Here is a 17,504-nt window from a genome sequence, read left to right as displayed (position 1 = left end):
ACGCAAACTGTAATAGTACTAACTTCAAAGGCACAGTAGCTGATTGGATTTTTCTCTCGCTTTAAGAGCTCGGAAAAATCCTAATCAGCCTTGTGGGGGAAGGACAACGAAGCATTCTATACAACAGTGCTTCTGTCCTGCTCCACATTTTCACCTTGCATTTTGCGGGCTTTGTATCTTATTTGACCTTCATGATTCGGACCAGGTTGGCGCGTTCGGCTTCTTCGAGTTTCATTTCGATATAATAGATGGTTTCCTTGAGGTCTGGAATAGTCGCATACTCCAGTCCATTGACCCGACGGCGTGTCTTTTCGATCTCATCGGCCATGAGCTGACAAGTTTTTTCAATCTCTGCCAGTCGCAACAGGTCTGGAAGGAGTTCTTCCATTTCTTGAATGGTATTGTCCATCTGGCTATTGGAAGCCACATAGCTGTAGACCACGTCTCCCTCATCGTCTCCATATGGATTGTCAATATGGGCATGCATCTTAGGCACACGCACACTCATGATGTTCTCCGTCTCGATATGCAGGCTGACTTCCCGCGTTGGAACTGCAAAGATTTCCTGGACCATGAGGTCATTTTCCAGACATTTGGCCAGGACAAATTCTTGCATATTGCCAATCAGAGCGGCTTCAACCTTCTGGCGGAGTCGGTCATTTTCACGGACTGATTCGATGAAGCGTCGCATGAGCTCGTCTCGTTTGTCCTTGAGAAGTTTGTGTCCTCTGGTTGCCGTTTTCAGACGCTCTTTGAGGGTGTTTAACTCCATCCGAGTGGGTTTGACATTTAATCGTGCCATCTGACTTCCTCCTTTCTACTCCTAGGCTTGTGCTTCCTGAGAAGTTTTTGGGAGGTATTCGTCAATCATGTCATCCTTGATCCGCTTGAGCTCTGTCCGTGGCAAGATAGCCAGCAATTCCCAACCTAGATCCAGACTTTCTTGAATGGTCCGATTGGTGGTAAAGCCTTGGTTGATGTACTCCTTCTCAAAGCGATCGGTAAACTTAACATAGAGCTTATCTGTATCGGACAAGGCGGATTCTCCAAGCACCACGGCTAACTCTTTTGCCTGTTTTCCTTGGGCGTAAGCCGCAAAGAGCTGGTTCATGGTCGCTGCATGGTCTTTCCGAGTCTTGCCTTCACCAGAACCCTTGTCCTTCAAACGGGAAAGGGAGGGAAGAACATTGATCGGTGGACGATAACCACTATTGTAGAGATCGCGGGACAAGATAATCTGACCTTCCGTGATGTAGCCTGTCAAGTCAGGGATGGGGTGGGTGATGTCATCTTCTGGCATGGAGAGGATCGGAATTTGGGTCACAGATCCTTTCTTTCCAACCAAGCGTCCCGCACGTTCGTAGAGGGTTGAAAGGTTAGTATAGAGGTAACCTGGATAGCCCCGACGTCCTGGAACCTCCCGGCGGGCAGCGGATACTTCCCGAAGGGCTTCACAGTAGTTGGTCATATCGGTCATGATAACCAAGACGTGCATGTCTTTTTCATAGGCCAAATACTCGGCAGCTGTCAAGGCGATCCGAGGAGTGGCAATCCGCTCGATAGCTGGGTCATTAGCTAGGTTGATAAAGAGGACAGAGCGATCAATCGCCCCTGTTTCCCGAAGGTCGTTCATAAAGAACTCGGCTTCTTCGAAGGTAATCCCCATAGCCGCAAAGACCACGGCGAAGTTTTCTTCCGAATTAAGAACTGTCGCTTGACGGGCAATCTGGGCTGCCAATTCCTTGTGAGGGAGACCAGAACCTGAGAAGACTGGGAGTTTTTGGCCCCGAACCAAGGTATTCAAATGGTCAATGGCTGAGATCCCTGTCTGGATAAATTCATCCGGATAGTCCCGTGAAACAGGGTTGATGGCTTGACCATCAATGTCCAAGTATTTCTCTGGGATAATTTCTGGACCACCATCGATCGGTTTGCCCATCCCGTTAAAGATGCGTCCGACCATGTCTTCAGACACAGGAAGTTCTAGGGGACGTCCAGTAAAGCGCACTTTGGCTTTTTCCAAGTTGATCCCGCTAGATCCTTCAAAGAGCTGGACCATGGCCTTGTCTTCTTGGACTTCGAGGACTTGTCCCTGGCGGGTCGTTCCGTCATGAAGCTTGATTTCTACGAGTTCATTGTAGTGAACCCCTTCGACCTGATCAACAATCATCAAGGGGCCAACAACTTCGCTGACAGTACGGTATTCTTTAATCACGCTCATTGTCTACTCCTCCTTTTGCGACGATTTGGTGTAGGGTTTCTACGATTTCTTCTTTCAGGGCTTGAATGGTAGCCAACTGGTCCTCATGGATGAACTTGCTCCGGGCAATGCGGTCCCGAAGGTCTACAGTTCCTTCCATGATTTCTGTGAAGTAAGCTCCCAATTCTAGTGCTTTTTGACTTTCTTGATCAAAGGTCAAAATGTTGGTCAACAAGGCCACCTGCTTGCTGAAGGAGGTATAGGTATCGACCTCATCAAAGGCATTTTGTTGCAGGTAGTCTTCACGGATCATCTTGGCCGCATTCATGGTCAAGCGGTCTTTTTCAGACAGGGAATCCAGACCAACCAAGCGGACGATCTCTTGCAATTCACTCTCTTTTTGAAGCAGGTTCATAGCCCGGGTCACTTTTTCTGCCCAGCTAATCTGCTCATGCTGATCGATATATTGGCCCACCTCATCCTGGTAAAGGGAATAAGAACTCAACCAGTTGATGGCTGGAAAGTGGCGGCGTTGGGCCAACTGAGCATCTAGTCCCCAGAAGACCTTAACGATCCGCAAGGTATTTTGGGTTACCGGCTCTGAAATGTCTCCACCTGGAGGGGAAACAGCACCGATGGCGGTAATCGAACCTTCACGCGCAGTGGTCCCCAGTGTCTTAACCCGTCCTGCACGCTCGTAATATTCAGCAATCCGGCTACCAAGATAGGCTGGGTAGCCTTCATCCCCTGGCATTTCTTCTAGACGACCAGACATTTCACGAAGAGCTTCCGCCCAGCGCGATGTCGAATCGGCCATGATGGCAACGGAATAGCCCATATCACGGAAGTATTCGGCAATGGTAATCCCTGTGTAAATGGAAGCTTCCCGCGCCGCTACTGGCATGTTCGAAGTGTTGGCGATTAAAACGGTCCGTTGCATAATGGATTGACCAGTCGTTGGATCGATCAACTCTGGAAATTCATTCAAAACGTCCGTCATTTCATTTCCGCGTTCCCCACAACCAACGTAAATTACGATGTCTACATTGGCAAACTTAGCCACCTGGTGTTGCACAACTGTTTTCCCAGCTCCGAAAGGACCAGGAACAGCTGCAGCTCCACCCTTAGTCACAGGGAAGAAGGTATCGATGACCCGTTGGCCTGTAACCAAAGGTTCTACTGGAATCAGCTTTTGTGCAAAGGGACGGCCTCGACGAACTGGCCATTTTTGCATCAAAGTACCAGTAAAGAGACTGCCATCAGCCTGCTCGATCTCATAAACCGGCTCTTCTACTGTGTAAGAACCTGCTGCGATCTTGGTCACACGTCCACTGACTCCAAACGGCACCATGATGCGGTGTTCCACCATATTGGTCTCTTGAACCGTACCGACGATGTCTCCGGCAACCACCTCTGTTCCTTCTGCTACGCTTGGTTCGAAGGACCATTTGGTATCACGGTCTAGATTTGGAACTTGCACACCACGAATAAGGAAGTCACTGGCGGTGACTTCTTGGAAGCGTTCCAATGGACGTTGGATCCCGTCAAACATCTGAGAAATCAAGCCTGGTCCCAACTCGACAGAGAGGGGAGCTCCGGTTGTTACCACTGGTTCACCTGGTCCGACTCCAGACGTTTCTTCATATACTTGGATAGAGGCTTCGTCCCGACGCATCTCAATAATTTCGCCAATCAAACCAAGATCGCCGACCCGGCAAATGTCTTGGATATTGGCCTCCTGCATCCCTGATGCAACCACCAAGGGACCGGAAACTTTGATAATTTTTCCTTGAGTCATGTATTCCTCCTGGGAATCCTTTGTTTCTTTGTTTTACTTTTGTGCTATCTCTCTTAGAGATTGCTTTTGTTGGCCATTGGCATCGAAATTGCTTGGATCCAACCAAGCTTCTAGTCGCTGTTTGATTTCTGGCCATTCTTGGTCAATGATAGACAACCAGTCTGTATCACGGGTACGACCTTTATAAACAACAGCCTGACGGAAACAGCCTTCATAGGTGAACCCTAAGCGCTCAGCTGCTTTGCGAGATGCTTGGTTTAAGGCATCGCATTTCCACTCATAGCGGCGGTATCCTAAATCTTCAAACACGTAGCGCGCTAAGAGATACTGGGCTTCTGTAGCCATGCGTGTCTTTTGGAGCGCTGGTGAGTAGGTCACTGCTCCGACTTCGATCACCCGATTGGCTTGATCGATCCGCATGAGAGAGAAAGTCCCCAAAGCCTTGCCTGAATCTTTGTCTACAATCGCATAGTAAAAGCGACCTTGGGCTGTCATGAGATCATCTAATAAGTGGTCCCACTCCTCTTCATTGCGGGCAGGGCCTTTGAACAGAAAGGTCCACATAGCTGCTGGAGAGTCCGGCCCGTAGACCTGATAAAGATCTGCTCCATGTTTTTCTTTTGAGAGGCGCTCGATCACGGTATAGCGACCTTCGATCCGCTCAATAGCTGGCAGACGCCCCGGTGTAAAATCCGGCAGTGCATCGCCAATCGCTTGGCCAAATTCATTTGTTCTCATAAAATATCCTGTCCTACTGCTTTTTCGACATTATCACGAATCCGCTGTTGGCCCAGTCCCGTAGTTCCTCTATGGGTCGGGATAAGGATCAGAGCCGGAGTCAGCTGCTGGTCGTAAAAAGCCACTGTATCTGGAATAGCCTGAGCAATATCCTCTGTCAGGTAGATAATCCCGAAGTTTTCCCGACTGAGTTTTCGCAGGGTATTGATCGCTTCTTGTGGCTCTGTGACCGGATAGGTTTGAAAGCCAATCAGGCGAAAAGGAAGGATGGCGTCCCGATTGCCCACAACTGCGATCTTATAGGTCTGTTTGTCCATAAATCGGTCTCATCCTTTCTTTGATGTCTGCTAGCGGAAAACCATTGTCCAAACCAGAGAGGACCAAACGAAGGTTGGTCACCTCTAACTCTTTCCCGTAAAGATAACGAACAAGGGGTAGGGGTCCATCGACTTCAAAACGGCCAGCGTCTAGAAGACTGAATTTCACCAAGCTTTCTAAATACTCCAACTCTACGGTCTTTAGTTGACCGGTGCGCATCTTTTCTTCATAAGTCTCTAAGGCGAGATCGTACTCCAGCGGATTGACTTGATAAAACCAGGTCAACCACTGACCGGATTCTAGCAGGTCGATCACCTGATGGGCACTGAGGCTCCCTTCATCTGAAAGTAATTGGTGCATAAAGCTATGCGGTTTTTGCTGATCCAAGGCCCGCTTAACTGTAATCGCATTGTAAAAGTCAATGGTCACGTCCACCAACTGCTTCAGAATCGGATGATCTAGGCTGTCCCCTAAGTATCTCAGGTGTTTAAAATAAGCTAAGTCCATCCCAATTTCGAGGACCCGCAAGTCCTGATAGTCTTGGAATTCTTGCCAGGTTGCAGCCACTTCTTCCGCCATAAAGGCTGGGCAATGCTCTGCAGAAAAGGTCGCCACCAAATGCTCGAGCACATCGAGAGAATAAGGACCGATAGGGATCAATAAGTGCCCCAACTTGCGCTCTGTCGCCTTGTGTTTTAGATAAACCTTGAGATTATGATAGGTGTACTTCAAGGTAAAAAGGCTAACCAGGTCTGACTGAGGGCTTACCTCAAAAGCCCATTGGTATTCTGCCAACAAGGCTGCCATCAGACGGGCTTCAAGGACTGATAAATCCTTGATCTCCTGGCTATCTAAAGCATAAGGTGTCCCTTGTAGCAAGCCTTCTCGGCTCTCGCTTGAGGGACTTGCAAGCAACTGCTCAAACTGACTGGGACTGACAAAACTAGCCTCACGTACGCTGATTCCTGTATTGACTTGAGAATAGGTCCGTTCGCTCATTGCAACCTCCTAGTTCTCTTCATCTGTGAAAATGCTGGCTGCCATCTGGTAGCTTTCTTGCTCCCAAATGGAATCCACCAAATCAAAGTAGAGATAGTTGTCATCAATCTTCCCAACCGACAGGACAAAGCCTGCTTGAGCTGGGATCGTTGCATCTGCAACTGTCACATTCTGATGCGTCTGCTTCAATCTCTCAAGAGCTGCTGAATCAAATTTAGCAGCGCTCACCGCCCCAAAGGTCAGGGTCACAACTTGTCCCTGATAGCGCTCTAAGACCGCATCTACAAACTGCATTTCCTTTTCAAGGGGCCAAGCCACCATCGCTTCATAAGCATCTGCAAAGAGATCCTTTAAGACTCGTTGCTTGGTGACAAGGGTGGATTGGCGTTTTTTATTTTCGATTTGTTGGGTTTCACGTTGCAATTGACGTTGAATCCGCTTGAGCTGCTCGGAGCGTTGATTAAGTTTGTCTTGGATCAAACGCTCTTCTTGCGCAGTCTCTTCTTTTAGGATGGTTTCCTTGGCCTCTTCTAAGAGTTTACGCCCTTTTTCGTGGGCTTGGGCCAAGATCGAATCCTTTAATTGGGTTTGTTCATCCATATCGTTTTTTCTCCTATTGCATGCGTCTTGTGTTTTTCGCCTCGTAAGGCGAATCCATCAAAGCTAGCTCTTAGCCGACGCGTAGGGTCAATAGGAAGGACACAACGAAGGCCAAGATGGCGTAAGTTTCAACCATGGCCGCAAGGATAACCCCTTTCATCATGTCTTCAGGGCGTTTGGCTAAGATTTGCATCCCTGCTGTCGCAACATTTCCTTGGTGTTTTGCTGAGAAATAACCAACGATCGCAACTGGAAGAGCTGTAAAGAAGTAAGCAACCCCTGTTTCAAGTGGCATATCTGGCTTAATTTGCAACCAGATCAAGATCCCGATAACGAAACCGTACAAACCTTGTGTACCTGGCAACAATTGCAAAATCAAGGCTTGGGCAAATTTCTCAGGTTGTTCTTTCAAGAGCGCTGCTGCTGCTTGACCCGTTTTACCAACCCCAAGGGCAGATCCCATTCCACTAAGTGCAACGGCGATCGCCACACCAAATGCTGCAAAGAAGGCGCCCCCATGGGCTGAAAAATATGATGCTAAAGATTCCATGAATATACTCCTATTTATTAAAGATAATACTTATTTTTTTGTTTTAATATAGCGTTCAGAAGGTTTGAGAGGACGAAATGGCTTGCCTCCTCCTTCGTAGAACTTACCGAAGAACTCCACAAAGATCAGACGGGCTCCATGCACATATCCCGACAAGAAGGACAGGAACATATTAATGGCATGTAGGACGATAAAGAGCAGAAGCCCTACCGTAAACCGCCCAAGCGGTGGAAAGAGATTGACAATGAGGTTAAAGGCCGAACCGATACTGGCTCCAGACAAGCCCAAGGCCATCAAACGAGTGAAGCTGACCAAGTCTCCAACATAGCCACTAACATTGTAGAGGTTAAAGAGACCAGACGCTAGACCGGATAGCTTCTTAGCGCTGACAATGGAAACAATCAAGATCCCAATGGCATTCAAAATAGCTAACCACTTGCCAATCGGAACTAGAAGGCTCATCCCTGGCAAGATATTGCCTATTGCTAGAAGCATTAAGCCAAGTAGGATCAGGACCCAAGCAAAGCCCGCATTATAGGCTTCCGTGTAGTCTTTGAGGCGGACATTTTTCATTCCCCCTAGGAAGAGGCCCGCCAAGACAGTGACAAAACCAAAGACCACTGAGAGGATCAGGATGGTCATGGCGTTACTGGTCGTACTGATCAGGGCAAAAGGCATCTCAAATCCAAAGAAAGAGCCATAGACCACACCCCAAAGGGCAACTGAAATTCCGAGGAGGCTGAAGAAACGAAGGTTCTTGGCTGTACTAGGCTTGAGCTTGAAGGCTTTAAGGGCAAAGCCTGTCGCTACCGTTAGCAACAGTCCATAACCGATATCTGCGACCATCATGCCAAAGAAAACAAAGTAGAAGAGAGAAACGATCGGTGTCGGATCTTTCTCGTAATACTTAGGCAGGGCGTACATCTCTGTGACTAATTCAAAGGGCTCTACCAAGGCATTATTTCGCAACTGGATCGGAACGTCATCCCAATCTTTTTCCGTCACATCGCGCGTCTCTAGTAAGACCCGAGAACCAAAACCTTCTTGCAAGAAGTCTCGCAATGAGGCCACTTGGGATGTTTCAATCCAACCCTCTAGGGCTACCAAGCTTTGCGTACTGGCAAGAAGCGACTTGGCTTCCTCACGAGCTCCCGAACTCAGCAAGTAATCCATCTGGTACTTGAGCTGGTCCAACTCCTTCTGGGAGTTTTGTAACTCGGCTAGGGTTGCTGCAACTACAGCTTCTTGCTCTTTGATTTCCCCTTCTAGGCGATCCAAGTAGGCGGCCGGGACCTGCTCTTCTTCATAGTCCAATTCTTTGAACCCATGGTCTTCCAGTAGCTCCTGAACAGCTACACGATCTCCCGAGCGATACAAGATGACATAACCGTGTTCGATTTCAGACGTAAAGACTTCTTCTAACTCCAGCTCAGGATGAGCTTTTAAGGAAGAACGAACGGCGTCTGTATCGCTATTTGGGATCGTCCCGATCAAGCCATGCACATAGTGAAAAGTAGCGAGAGCAGCTGGCGTCACCTCTAACGGTCGCCATTTTTCTAAGCGCTCTATCTCTCCCTTTGCATCCGCAATCTTCTGACGAGCCTTGTCTAACACGCGCAATTGGCGTTTCAACTTGGTCAATAGAAGATCCTCGTCTCGAATCATCCCGTGGGCCTGCAAGTCATCAAAAGACAAGCTTAAGGGTTCTTCCTTCAGAGCTTGCAGGGCCTTCTTCTCAGGCATGTAGGGCTCTAGAGTCTGAATCATTTTTTCAACTTGTTCTTGACGTTTTTGTAGCTCTACCAAGGCTTGACGATTGTCCTCTGTCAAGGGTTGAGACAAGGTATTTGCCTCAAAGGCAGCCTGCCATTCTTCATGCTCACTGAGGTCATAAATCTGAATTTTTGCCTCAGACTGTAGCGCTAGTAGGAGACTGTCCAAGTCATCTTTGGGCAAGATGAGGGACAGTTTTTGCATCTGACTAACGGCCATAGCTTGCTACCACCTTTTCTACAATGGCTTCAACTAACCCAGCTCGCTTGTCGGTCATCGCCTCTTGCACCTTGGCATCATTGCGCGCAACCGTTTCTTCCAGATCTTTCGTTAAACGGACGAGTCTTTCCTGGGCGTTTTTTTCTGCCTCTGTGACCAATTGCTTGGTTTCCTCATCGTAATGCTGTGCCACTGTTGCAAGGCGATCGCGCGAATCCGTTCGGATTTGTTCGACTTGAGCTTCATAGCCTACGATCACGCCCTGAGCAGCTTGCTCGATCTCTTGCATCATCTCGAGTGTTGCATTCGACATCGTCACACCTCCTTATTCAACTATTGTTCTTCCAACAACAGTACAATTATCTTAAATTATACCACAATTCATATCGTTTGTTCAGGCCCAACCGGGAATTTTCAGAAAATTTTGGACAGCCAGCAAGCCCCTACTGCCAAGATTGGTAGCGTTCTCTTCTTTTCGCATATCCTGTTCCTAGTTTCAGTATTTCTTGATTTCTTTTACTTGAATAAAGCGGTTACCCATGTTATAATGTGTAATATATTATAGGAGTATCCTGTTATTTCATCTCGTGAGAAAGGAGGATTGCTGTGAAACAAGATCAAGATTTACGCGCCATTATCGCCAGCCATGAAGCTGAGTTAACGGATATGGAACGCGACATTGCCCAATATTTTTTATCATCCGAAGCACGACAGCACTCCCTGTCCTCTTCTCGTGTAACTGAGTTACTCCATGTCTCAAAGGCAGCTTTGACGCGTTTCTCTCAAAAATGTGGTTTTTCCGGCTATCGGGAATTTGTCTATCACTTTAACGAAGAAACCAAAAATCAAAAACAGGTGCAAGAGCATGACGAGCTGACGCTGAGCGTCTTGCAACGCTACCACCATATCAGTAACGTCACTGAAAGTCTGGTAAAAGATTCTCAATTAGATCGGGTAGCTGAACTAATCGATCAAGTAGACCGAGTCTATTTCTTCGGGATCGGTAGTTCCGGTTTAGTTGCTCGAGAAATGAAATTGCGCTTTATGCGACTGGGCGTCGTTTGTGAAGCCTTGACTGATCAAGATGGCTTTGCTTGGACGACCAGTATTCTCGATTCCTCTTGTTTAGTCATCGGTTTCTCATTGTCAGGAGGCACCAACTCCATTACAGACAGTCTCCTGGACGCCAAAGAAAAAGGGGCTAAAACGGTTCTTGTGACGGCTAACCCGGCCGCCATCCACCAAGGATTCACAGAAGTGTTACCGGCCGCACCTCTTCCTAGTAGTACCTATATCGATCGAATTTCCGCAATTTTACCACTCCTCATTGTGGTCGATTTGATCTATGCTCATTTCCTTAATAAAAGCCGAGAACAAAAGGAAATTGTCTTTAATAGCTACTGGGAAAACAAAAAGCTTTCTAGTCAACGTTCTCGAAAATCCTAATATGGTCTCCCTATTTAAAAAGCATGAAAGATCAGGCTTTCTTCATCTTTCATGCTTTTTTTGATGAATCAAAAACAAGTCGCCAACGCGACTTGTTTTATGTTTCATGTTTTTGTCTAAAGTGATAGTAAGCCCCCAACATACCTGCGGCGTTTTGATGGTGGGCAAATTCCAAACGGATCTTATCTGCTAGGCTAGGAACCAATTCGGCACACAGGGCTTGATAGATTTTTGGCTTGAGGATGGCTTCCTGAGCCATAATCCCCCCTCCAAGAACGATGACCTCTGGATTGACCACATAGGCGATATTGGCCAGTCCTTTTCCGAGATAGGCCACCATCCGATCAATTCCAGCCATACAGATCTTATCTCCTTCAGTTGCCTGCTTGAAGATCCGGCGACCATTCCACTGTTCCACAGGATCACCATGATGTTCTGCCACGTACTCGACCAAAGCCGTCGTTGAAGCTAGATCCTGAAAGGCACCGTCTGGCAAATGAAGATAGCCAACTTCACAGGCTGAATTGCTAAAACCATGAAAGACCTGACCATCAAGCAAGAGGCAACCGCCGATCCCCGTTCCAATTGTCAGGCAAACAGCATTGTTCGATCCTTTTGCATGGCCTGTAGTGACCTCTGCGAGACCAGCACAGTTGACATCATTTTCAATCTCGCAAGGGATCTGAAAGGTCTCTTCGATTTCTTTTTTGAATTGGGTGCCTGCATAGTTGGGAATTTGTGGGCCTGCATAAAAGATTTCTCCCTTATCAGGATCTACCATTCCGGCCGAAGAAATCGCAACCCCTGCCAAGGGATGCTTCTTCAAATAACGGGCTACGATTTCCTTTGTTGTGTTAAGAATGTGAGGTCCTCCTTTTTGGGCCTCCGTTGGCATTTCATGGGTCTCTAGGAGTTGCCCTTTTGCATCGGCTAGACCATACTTGATACTGGTCCCTCCGATATCAATTACAACATATGGATTCATCTAGACCTCCTTTGATTAAAGGAATCTGGCTTTTATGTCCTGAATGAGTTGAGCAGCACGTTGAATCACTTCTTGATCCGCTTCTACTACTGGCGTCAAAGGGGAGCGAACAGATCCCAAGTCCAAACCTTCATTAATGCGCAAAACCGCTTTGATGACCGCATACATATTACCATGAGCAGATGTCAAGACTCCAATAATATCATTGATGGCAAACTGCAAGGCACGCGCAGTCTCCAAGTCTTTCTCAGCAATCAGCTGATTGAGCTTCAAGAAAAGTTCTGGCATCGCACCATAGGTGCCACCGATCCCAGCATGCGCTCCCATGAGACGGCCACCTAAGAATTGTTCATCCGGACCATTAAAGACGATGTGGTCGTCGCCTCCTAAAGAAGCAAAGGTTTGAATGTCCTGAACAGGCATCGAAGAATTCTTGACCCCAATCACCCGTGGGTTTTTCAACATTTCCTTGTAAAGGCTCGGTGTCAAAGCGACCCCTGCCAATTGCGGGATATTGTAGATGACAAAGTCTGTATTGGGTGCGGCTGCACTGATTTCATTCCAGTAGTGGGCCACACTGTATTCTGGCAAGCGGAAATAGATCGGTGGAATGGCCGCAATGGCATCCACTCCTAGTTCTTCCGCATGTCGTGCCAATTCCACACTATCCTTGGTATTGTTACAAGCTACATGAGCGATGATGGTCAATTTTCCTTTAGCCACTGCCATGACTTCTTCCAAGACCAACTTGCGATCGGCTACGCTCTGGTAGATACATTCGCCGGAGGATCCGTTGACATACAAGCCCTGCACACCTTTCGCGATAAAATATTCTACCAGCGCACGTACCCGCTCCGGGCTAATTTCTCCTTGGTCATCATAGCAGGCATAAAAAGCCGGGATGACTCCTTCATATTTTTTTAAATCTGACATTTTTTCTCCTTTTGTCACTAATGAGTTCATTACCCCATGATCTCTGATAATTTAACTTTGCGGTCCTCATTAATGGAACGAGTGCAGGCATCAGCAGACGCAATTGCTTCCAATGCTGCTTCTCCCGTTAATAATTTCTCAAATTCTTTTGATACAGGAGCACCATTCATAATATCATGAAGATATTTCATTTCTTTATCAATCACGGATGAGAGCCATAATGGCGTGCGTTTCCCAGGTTTGCCATAGGCAATAGCACCATCCATCTCCGTGCTATGATAAATTCTTGTACGGTCATCATCTTCTTCCTGAGATTCATGAATTAAGAAATATGATTCTTTTCCATCTACTTTCAGAGTACCTTTACAATTAAATAGGTCTAATTTTATAGCACCCTTCGTTCCCTGAATCAAGACATAGTGTTCTCCCCAACGATAGGCAGAACCCCATTCCAGCAAGGCAAATCGCTTGCCAGGGAATTCCATATTGACAAAAATCATGTCATCTTCATCACCAAAGTTTTCTCCTTGGTGAGCTACATTTCCACCTGTCATTGTAACTGTTTCAGGAATACCTCCCATTAAAAATTGCACGCAATCCAACTCATGGATATGGTGGTAAAGATGCCCGCCTGATTTTTCACGAATTTTTTTCCATGAAATGGATGGTTGTTGTTCTTCCCAGCCATTTCTCGCTGTATGACAGTATAAAACGTCCCCAATAACCCCTTGATTGATCAATTCTTTAGCATGATGGACACCATTAAAGAAATTCATAATGTGACCAGCCATGAAAATCACACCATTTTCTTTACATGTTTCTACCATCTCTTTACAATCTTCATATGATAAAGCAATCGGTTTTTCACAAAATACATTTTTTCCATTCTGAGCAGCTTTAATCACGGGTTCTTTATGCAGATTATTAGGAGAAGCAACAATCACACAGTCCACATCATCACTTTGAACCAATTCATCGAGTGATGAAGCCACTCGGGCACCTAATTCTTCTGCTACAGCTTCTGCATTTTCTGGATCATACACAACTGTAATTACTGCTCCGTCATTTTCTTTCATATATCTTGCCAATTCAGCACCAAAGTATCCTGTGCCAACAACACCATAATTTACAACCATTGTTTTTCTCCTGTTTCTATTTTTACTATTTTACGGATCCTTCAGAAAGACCACTTGCGATTTTGTTTTGGATAATTGAGAAGAAGATGATTGAAGGCAATACCACAATTACAGATGCCGCCATCATATCTCCCCAATCCAGTATTTCCGAACCGTTTAATGAACGCAAAGCTACTGCAACCGTCATCTTGCTTGTATCGTTGATCAAGATCAGTGCGTAAAGGAATTCATTCCATGCATTGATAAAGGTATAGATCGCTGTAGCAACAATACCTGGTGCAACAATTGGCAACACCACTTTATAGAAGGTAACAAATTTATTCGCGCCATCTATTTTTGCTGCTTCCTCGATTCCAATTGGAACGGTTTGGAAGAATCCTACTAACAACCACACTGCATAAGGGACACTAAATGAAAGATAAACAATCATTAAACCAATTAAACTATTGGTTAATCCAACTTTTGCAATAGCAATAGAATAAGGAATTGCCAACAAGATCGGAGGGAAGATATAGGTAATGACTAGCAACCGAGACATGATCGCCCCTAATTTTGGAAAGAAGCGAACAATACCGTAAGCAGCCATTGCAGAAATAATAATAGCGATGACAGTTGTCGTTAATGCGATTAATAAGCTATTTTTTATATTATTTATAAAATGTAGGTCATTAATAACATGCGTAAAATAATCGAGAGTAAACTGTTTAGGCCAAAATCTTGTTGGAAACTGGGTTAATTCACCTTTTCCTTTTACAGAAGATAGAAGGATCCAAATTAAAGGAAAAATTGCGATAATAGTTGAAATAACTAAAACAACATGTGACCCAATATCAAGGAGTACATTTGTTCTTCTCTTCATCATTTTCTACCCTCCTTCTCCCATTTACTAATTACTCCAAAGTAAATGAAACATACTGCCAATAAGAAAATAAATAGCAAGACTGTTACCGCTGAGGCACGCCCAAGAAGTTTTGTTCCCCAACCGAGATTATATGCAAATATTGGCAATGTTGTTGTTGCGTTTGAAGGGCCACCACCAGTAATCAGATAAATAATATCAAAGTTATTAAAGATCCATACTGTTCTCAGTACAACAAGTAATCCGACTACTACTTTAATGTGAGGTAAAATAACAAATCTAAAAACTTGCCAACTGGAAGCCCCATCAATCCTAGCGGCTTCAAACTGTTCCTCCGGAACCGTTTGTAAGGCAGATAGAACATTGACCATGATCATAGGGGCACCAAACCAAATATTAATAAATACTAAACAGATAAAGGCCCAGGTACTTTCTGTCAAAAATCCAGGAACATGATTCATCAGTCCCAATTTCACAATCAAGTTAGGTAGATAACCATATACCCCGTTTAAAATCCATTGCCAAGAAAAGGCAATAACAATTGTTGGGAAGGCCCAAGGAACAATCAACAATGTTCTATATAACTTCTTAAAACGTCTAACTCTGTGCAATGCAAGTGCTAACACAAAACCAACAAGCACTTGTCCCAAAAGAGAAAAGACTGTCCATTTAAGGGAGTTGAAGAAGGCATTGTAGAAATTAGGATCCGATAAAACTGCTTTATAATTTGCTAATCCTACAAATTTATACCGCGGCATGATCAAATGTTTGTTTGTAAAGCTAAAATAAATGCTGGAGAAAAATGGGTAAACAAATAATAGTCCAACAATGATAATAGCAGGTAACACAAACACCCATCGAGTCAAATTTCTATTTTTGACCATATGCTTTTTCCTCTCTAAAAACAGAGGCTACATTATTGTAGCCTCTGCTATTATTATTTAACATCAACTGCTACAGTTTCGAATAAATCGTTCAATTGTTTTTCTGCATCCTTAGCAGCCTCCATTGGGTCTTTACCATTTGTAATAATATCTTGGAACATTTGTTCAATGATATGTTGGTTTGTTAACATTCCAGCTTGAACACTTGGACCATTTTCATATCCAATAGCTGTACCTTTTTCCGCTGCTTTTGTAATAACTTCTTCTGCATGTTGGAATTTCTTGCGGATGTCATTATCTTTATAGGCTGGATCATCACTAATTCCTTTGATGGCAGGCAACATTCCAACAGGAGTTGAATCTAAGAAGCTAATATAATCTTTCTTTTCATACAAAGATTCTAAGAATGCTTTCGCTACTTCTGGATGTTTGGAATTCTTCCAAACTACCAATGGAATATTAGAAGTTTCAATACCATAATCTTTATCTGATTCTTTTATTTTTGGAATAGGGTAGGCGTCAATCGCATCAATCAATTGAGGACTATTTGCTTGAATACCACCTACATGGAAGCCTGAGTTAAAGTCAAATGCTGTCTTTCCTTGATAGAACAAAGTAGCTTGCTGCAAGACATTAAAGTTCAATGAGTCTTTCGGAGAAAATTCTTTGTACATCTTCACCCAATATTTAATTCCATCTTGAGCCAGTTTGCTTGTCAAGTTAGCTTTCAAATCTTTAGTCAACAGGCTACCACCGCCACTTCGTACATAGAAATTCAAGAAGCGTGTCCCCATCATATCATTTGTCCCGAAAGGAACAGACAATCCATAAACTCCATTTTCTTTTAATTTTTTAGAAGCTTCATACAACTGATCCCATGTTTTTGGAACTTCAATATTATATTGTTTCAATAAATCAGTGCGAACCCACATAACTTGAGCATGTGAGTACAAAGGCACGGAATAAAAATTGCCATCAACCTTCGCTTCATCTAATGCTGTTTTATTAAATTTGTCTTCTCCAATTGTCTTAATAGTATCATTCAATGGAACCAAAGCATCTGAATTCACCATTTCCATAACTTGGTTTGGCAAAGCTGTACTAATATCTGGAACATTGCCATTTGCTAATCCAGTCGTCCATTTTGTATAGAAGTCATTCCATGAAAATGTCTCAATCTTGATTTTAACCTTTGGATGCTTCTTCATGAACTCATCAGCTGATTTTTGAATACTTTCTAACCGAGGTCCCTGAGTAAATGAATGCCACATTACAATTTCACCAGATAATTCTCCAGATTTATTACTTCCTTCTGCATCATTTTTTGAAGATGAACATGCAGTGACAAACAAGGCGAATAACGCGAGAACCAAAGCGAAAAGAATTTTCTTACTATTTTTCATTGTTTTCCTCTTTCTGTTTTAAATACAAAATATGTAATCAGCGCTTTGAAGACTTAACTTCTCCGAAAAAACTAACTATATTGCCTATCTCCTCCATTTTCTATTTAAGACATCTAATCAATCGCAATTTTGAATAAATATTTTCTGACTGTTTCTTCCTGACCTGAATAACCATTTGGTTGGTGAGGTTCCCCAGGGAAGAAGACTGCAAAATTATGATAACCCAAATGAAGTGGATAGAATTTCTCACAATGAACAAAGCCAATATCACTTGCTTCATCAAATGGAATAGCTTCATCTAGGATACGGGAACCGTAGCTAGAGAATTCATGCCCTTCAACTAATAAATGAAGGTCGGCATAACGGCGATGATGTTCAAAGCGATCATTTTCATCTTTGTTAAGGGTGTTTTCTTGAACAACGAGAAAGACCTTGTCACCGTCGATATCATATCTCCCTAGCTCAAAAGAATCTTTCCGGTGTTCATAGAGAAAATCAATCGCTTGATCCAGATTAGGATGAATCCCTTTGTACAATTTTATGTTTGTTAAATCATCAAATATCATCTATTTCTCCTTTTACACTAGATTTATGTTGCAGAAAGTTAAGCAAATATGACTCCCTTCTTGAAATCTTCATCGTTATCCTTCACTGAAACATTCT

Annotated in this window: 18 protein-coding genes; 1 reads left to right on the top strand and 17 read right to left on the bottom strand. The window is 44.4% G+C overall.

From position 1 onward, the window contains the following. Window positions 1-178: 178 nt before the first annotated feature. From AC3E6G_RS09075 to AC3E6G_RS09030, 10 genes are all read right to left on the bottom strand, one after another. Window positions 179-802, bottom strand: coding sequence for a V-type ATP synthase subunit D (locus AC3E6G_RS09075; RefSeq protein WP_048717126.1), 624 nt, complete (start codon window positions 800-802; stop codon window positions 179-181). 21 nt (window positions 803-823) lie between these two features. Continuing rightward, window positions 824-2,221: a V-type ATP synthase subunit B gene (locus AC3E6G_RS09070; protein ID WP_048690706.1), complete on the bottom strand. Its 1,398-nt coding sequence runs from the start codon at window positions 2,219-2,221 to the stop codon at window positions 824-826. Further along, complete coding sequence (locus AC3E6G_RS09065) at window positions 2,208-3,998, bottom strand: V-type ATP synthase subunit A (RefSeq protein ID WP_490700848.1); 1,791 nt, start codon at window positions 3,996-3,998, stop codon at window positions 2,208-2,210. Before AC3E6G_RS09065 ends, AC3E6G_RS09070 begins: the two co-directional genes overlap by 14 nt. A gap of 33 nt (window positions 3,999-4,031) precedes the next feature. Continuing rightward, the gene (locus AC3E6G_RS09060; protein ID WP_049485581.1) at window positions 4,032-4,736 is read right to left on the bottom strand and encodes a GNAT family N-acetyltransferase; all 705 of its coding nucleotides are present in this window, start codon (window positions 4,734-4,736) and stop codon (window positions 4,032-4,034) included. Beyond that, window positions 4,733-5,053, bottom strand: coding sequence for a V-type ATP synthase subunit F (locus AC3E6G_RS09055; protein ID WP_003009443.1), 321 nt, complete (start codon window positions 5,051-5,053; stop codon window positions 4,733-4,735). The genes AC3E6G_RS09060 and AC3E6G_RS09055 overlap by 4 nt, the downstream gene beginning before the upstream one ends. Further along, window positions 5,034-6,053 carry a V-type ATPase subunit gene (locus AC3E6G_RS09050; RefSeq protein WP_490700847.1) on the bottom strand — a complete coding sequence of 340 codons (1,020 nt, stop codon included), beginning with the start codon at window positions 6,051-6,053 and terminating at the stop codon, window positions 5,034-5,036. The genes AC3E6G_RS09055 and AC3E6G_RS09050 overlap by 20 nt, the downstream gene beginning before the upstream one ends. 9 nt (window positions 6,054-6,062) lie before the next feature. Further along, complete coding sequence (locus AC3E6G_RS09045; RefSeq protein ID WP_070675926.1) at window positions 6,063-6,653, bottom strand: V-type ATP synthase subunit E family protein; 591 nt, start codon at window positions 6,651-6,653, stop codon at window positions 6,063-6,065. Between the two features lie 70 nt (window positions 6,654-6,723). After that, window positions 6,724-7,203, bottom strand: coding sequence for a V-type ATP synthase subunit K (locus AC3E6G_RS09040; protein ID WP_003009435.1), 480 nt, complete (start codon window positions 7,201-7,203; stop codon window positions 6,724-6,726). A gap of 30 nt (window positions 7,204-7,233) precedes the next feature. Then, a complete protein-coding gene (locus tag AC3E6G_RS09035) occupies window positions 7,234-9,195 on the bottom strand; it encodes a V-type ATP synthase subunit I (RefSeq protein WP_490700846.1) in 1,962 nt (653 codons plus the stop codon). Continuing rightward, window positions 9,185-9,508 carry a hypothetical protein gene (locus tag AC3E6G_RS09030; RefSeq protein WP_003015405.1) on the bottom strand — a complete coding sequence of 108 codons (324 nt, stop codon included), beginning with the start codon at window positions 9,506-9,508 and terminating at the stop codon, window positions 9,185-9,187. Before AC3E6G_RS09030 ends, AC3E6G_RS09035 begins: the two co-directional genes overlap by 11 nt. Before the next feature lie 293 nt (window positions 9,509-9,801). Here AC3E6G_RS09030 and AC3E6G_RS09025 point away from each other — a divergent pair, with 293 nt between their 5' ends. Then, window positions 9,802-10,641: a MurR/RpiR family transcriptional regulator gene (locus tag AC3E6G_RS09025; protein ID WP_070586617.1), complete on the top strand. Its 840-nt coding sequence runs from the start codon at window positions 9,802-9,804 to the stop codon at window positions 10,639-10,641. Between the two features lie 97 nt (window positions 10,642-10,738). On the opposite strand, the gene AC3E6G_RS09020 is transcribed toward AC3E6G_RS09025, so the two are convergent. The 7 genes from AC3E6G_RS09020 to AC3E6G_RS08990 all read right to left on the bottom strand — a co-directional run bounded on the left by AC3E6G_RS09020 (window position 10,739) and on the right by AC3E6G_RS08990 (window position 17,407). Further along, a complete protein-coding gene (locus AC3E6G_RS09020) occupies window positions 10,739-11,626 on the bottom strand; it encodes an ROK family protein (RefSeq protein ID WP_070586618.1) in 888 nt (295 codons plus the stop codon). A gap of 15 nt (window positions 11,627-11,641) precedes the next feature. After that, on the bottom strand, window positions 11,642-12,559 hold the full coding sequence (locus AC3E6G_RS09015; RefSeq protein WP_490700845.1) for a dihydrodipicolinate synthase family protein: 918 nt from the start codon (window positions 12,557-12,559) through the stop codon (window positions 11,642-11,644). A gap of 29 nt (window positions 12,560-12,588) precedes the next feature. Beyond that, complete coding sequence (locus tag AC3E6G_RS09010) at window positions 12,589-13,695, bottom strand: Gfo/Idh/MocA family protein (RefSeq protein ID WP_490700844.1); 1,107 nt, start codon at window positions 13,693-13,695, stop codon at window positions 12,589-12,591. Window positions 13,696-13,720: 25 nt separating this feature from the next. Continuing rightward, complete coding sequence (locus tag AC3E6G_RS09005) at window positions 13,721-14,554, bottom strand: carbohydrate ABC transporter permease (RefSeq protein ID WP_037599884.1); 834 nt, start codon at window positions 14,552-14,554, stop codon at window positions 13,721-13,723. Further along, on the bottom strand, window positions 14,554-15,438 hold the full coding sequence (locus AC3E6G_RS09000) for a carbohydrate ABC transporter permease (RefSeq protein WP_006595263.1): 885 nt from the start codon (window positions 15,436-15,438) through the stop codon (window positions 14,554-14,556). The genes AC3E6G_RS09005 and AC3E6G_RS09000 overlap by 1 nt, the downstream gene beginning before the upstream one ends. A 53-nt stretch (window positions 15,439-15,491) precedes the next feature. Next, complete coding sequence (locus AC3E6G_RS08995; RefSeq protein WP_154859259.1) at window positions 15,492-16,841, bottom strand: ABC transporter substrate-binding protein; 1,350 nt, start codon at window positions 16,839-16,841, stop codon at window positions 15,492-15,494. Window positions 16,842-16,954: 113 nt separating this feature from the next. Beyond that, window positions 16,955-17,407 carry a NanQ anomerase/TabA/YiaL family protein gene (locus AC3E6G_RS08990; RefSeq protein ID WP_155169878.1) on the bottom strand — a complete coding sequence of 151 codons (453 nt, stop codon included), beginning with the start codon at window positions 17,405-17,407 and terminating at the stop codon, window positions 16,955-16,957. Window positions 17,408-17,504 lie beyond the last annotated feature (97 nt).

This window comes from Streptococcus sp. SCPM-O-B-23252 (M501) (genome assembly GCF_058200355.1).
Note: the sequence above shows the minus strand (reverse complement) of the source record. Positions and strands in the feature narration are given on the sequence as shown.

What these genes read in the sequence shown, in the direction of transcription:
- AC3E6G_RS09075 (WP_048717126.1), bottom strand. Translation starts at nt 802, where the DNA reads ATGGCACGATTAAATGTCAAACCCACTCGGATGGAGTTAAACACCCTC.
- AC3E6G_RS08990 (WP_155169878.1), bottom strand. Translation starts at nt 17,407, where the DNA reads ATGATATTTGATGATTTAACAAACATAAAATTGTACAAAGGGATTCAT.
- AC3E6G_RS09015 (WP_490700845.1), bottom strand. Translation starts at nt 12,559, where the DNA reads ATGTCAGATTTAAAAAAATATGAAGGAGTCATCCCGGCTTTTTATGCC.
- AC3E6G_RS09035 (WP_490700846.1), bottom strand. Translation starts at nt 9,195, where the DNA reads ATGGCCGTTAGTCAGATGCAAAAACTGTCCCTCATCTTGCCCAAAGAT.
- AC3E6G_RS09050 (WP_490700847.1), bottom strand. Translation starts at nt 6,053, where the DNA reads ATGAGCGAACGGACCTATTCTCAAGTCAATACAGGAATCAGCGTACGT.
- AC3E6G_RS09010 (WP_490700844.1), bottom strand. Translation starts at nt 13,695, where the DNA reads ATGGTTGTAAATTATGGTGTTGTTGGCACAGGATACTTTGGTGCTGAA.
- AC3E6G_RS09020 (WP_070586618.1), bottom strand. Translation starts at nt 11,626, where the DNA reads ATGAATCCATATGTTGTAATTGATATCGGAGGGACCAGTATCAAGTAT.
- AC3E6G_RS09065 (WP_490700848.1), bottom strand. Translation starts at nt 3,998, where the DNA reads ATGACTCAAGGAAAAATTATCAAAGTTTCCGGTCCCTTGGTGGTTGCA.
- AC3E6G_RS09070 (WP_048690706.1), bottom strand. Translation starts at nt 2,221, where the DNA reads ATGAGCGTGATTAAAGAATACCGTACTGTCAGCGAAGTTGTTGGCCCC.
- AC3E6G_RS09040 (WP_003009435.1), bottom strand. Translation starts at nt 7,203, where the DNA reads ATGGAATCTTTAGCATCATATTTTTCAGCCCATGGGGGCGCCTTCTTT.
- AC3E6G_RS09030 (WP_003015405.1), bottom strand. Translation starts at nt 9,508, where the DNA reads ATGTCGAATGCAACACTCGAGATGATGCAAGAGATCGAGCAAGCTGCT.
- AC3E6G_RS09055 (WP_003009443.1), bottom strand. Translation starts at nt 5,053, where the DNA reads ATGGACAAACAGACCTATAAGATCGCAGTTGTGGGCAATCGGGACGCC.
- AC3E6G_RS09005 (WP_037599884.1), bottom strand. Translation starts at nt 14,554, where the DNA reads ATGAAGAGAAGAACAAATGTACTCCTTGATATTGGGTCACATGTTGTT.
- AC3E6G_RS08995 (WP_154859259.1), bottom strand. Translation starts at nt 16,841, where the DNA reads ATGAAAAATAGTAAGAAAATTCTTTTCGCTTTGGTTCTCGCGTTATTC.
- AC3E6G_RS09000 (WP_006595263.1), bottom strand. Translation starts at nt 15,438, where the DNA reads ATGGTCAAAAATAGAAATTTGACTCGATGGGTGTTTGTGTTACCTGCT.
- AC3E6G_RS09045 (WP_070675926.1), bottom strand. Translation starts at nt 6,653, where the DNA reads ATGGATGAACAAACCCAATTAAAGGATTCGATCTTGGCCCAAGCCCAC.
- AC3E6G_RS09060 (WP_049485581.1), bottom strand. Translation starts at nt 4,736, where the DNA reads ATGAGAACAAATGAATTTGGCCAAGCGATTGGCGATGCACTGCCGGAT.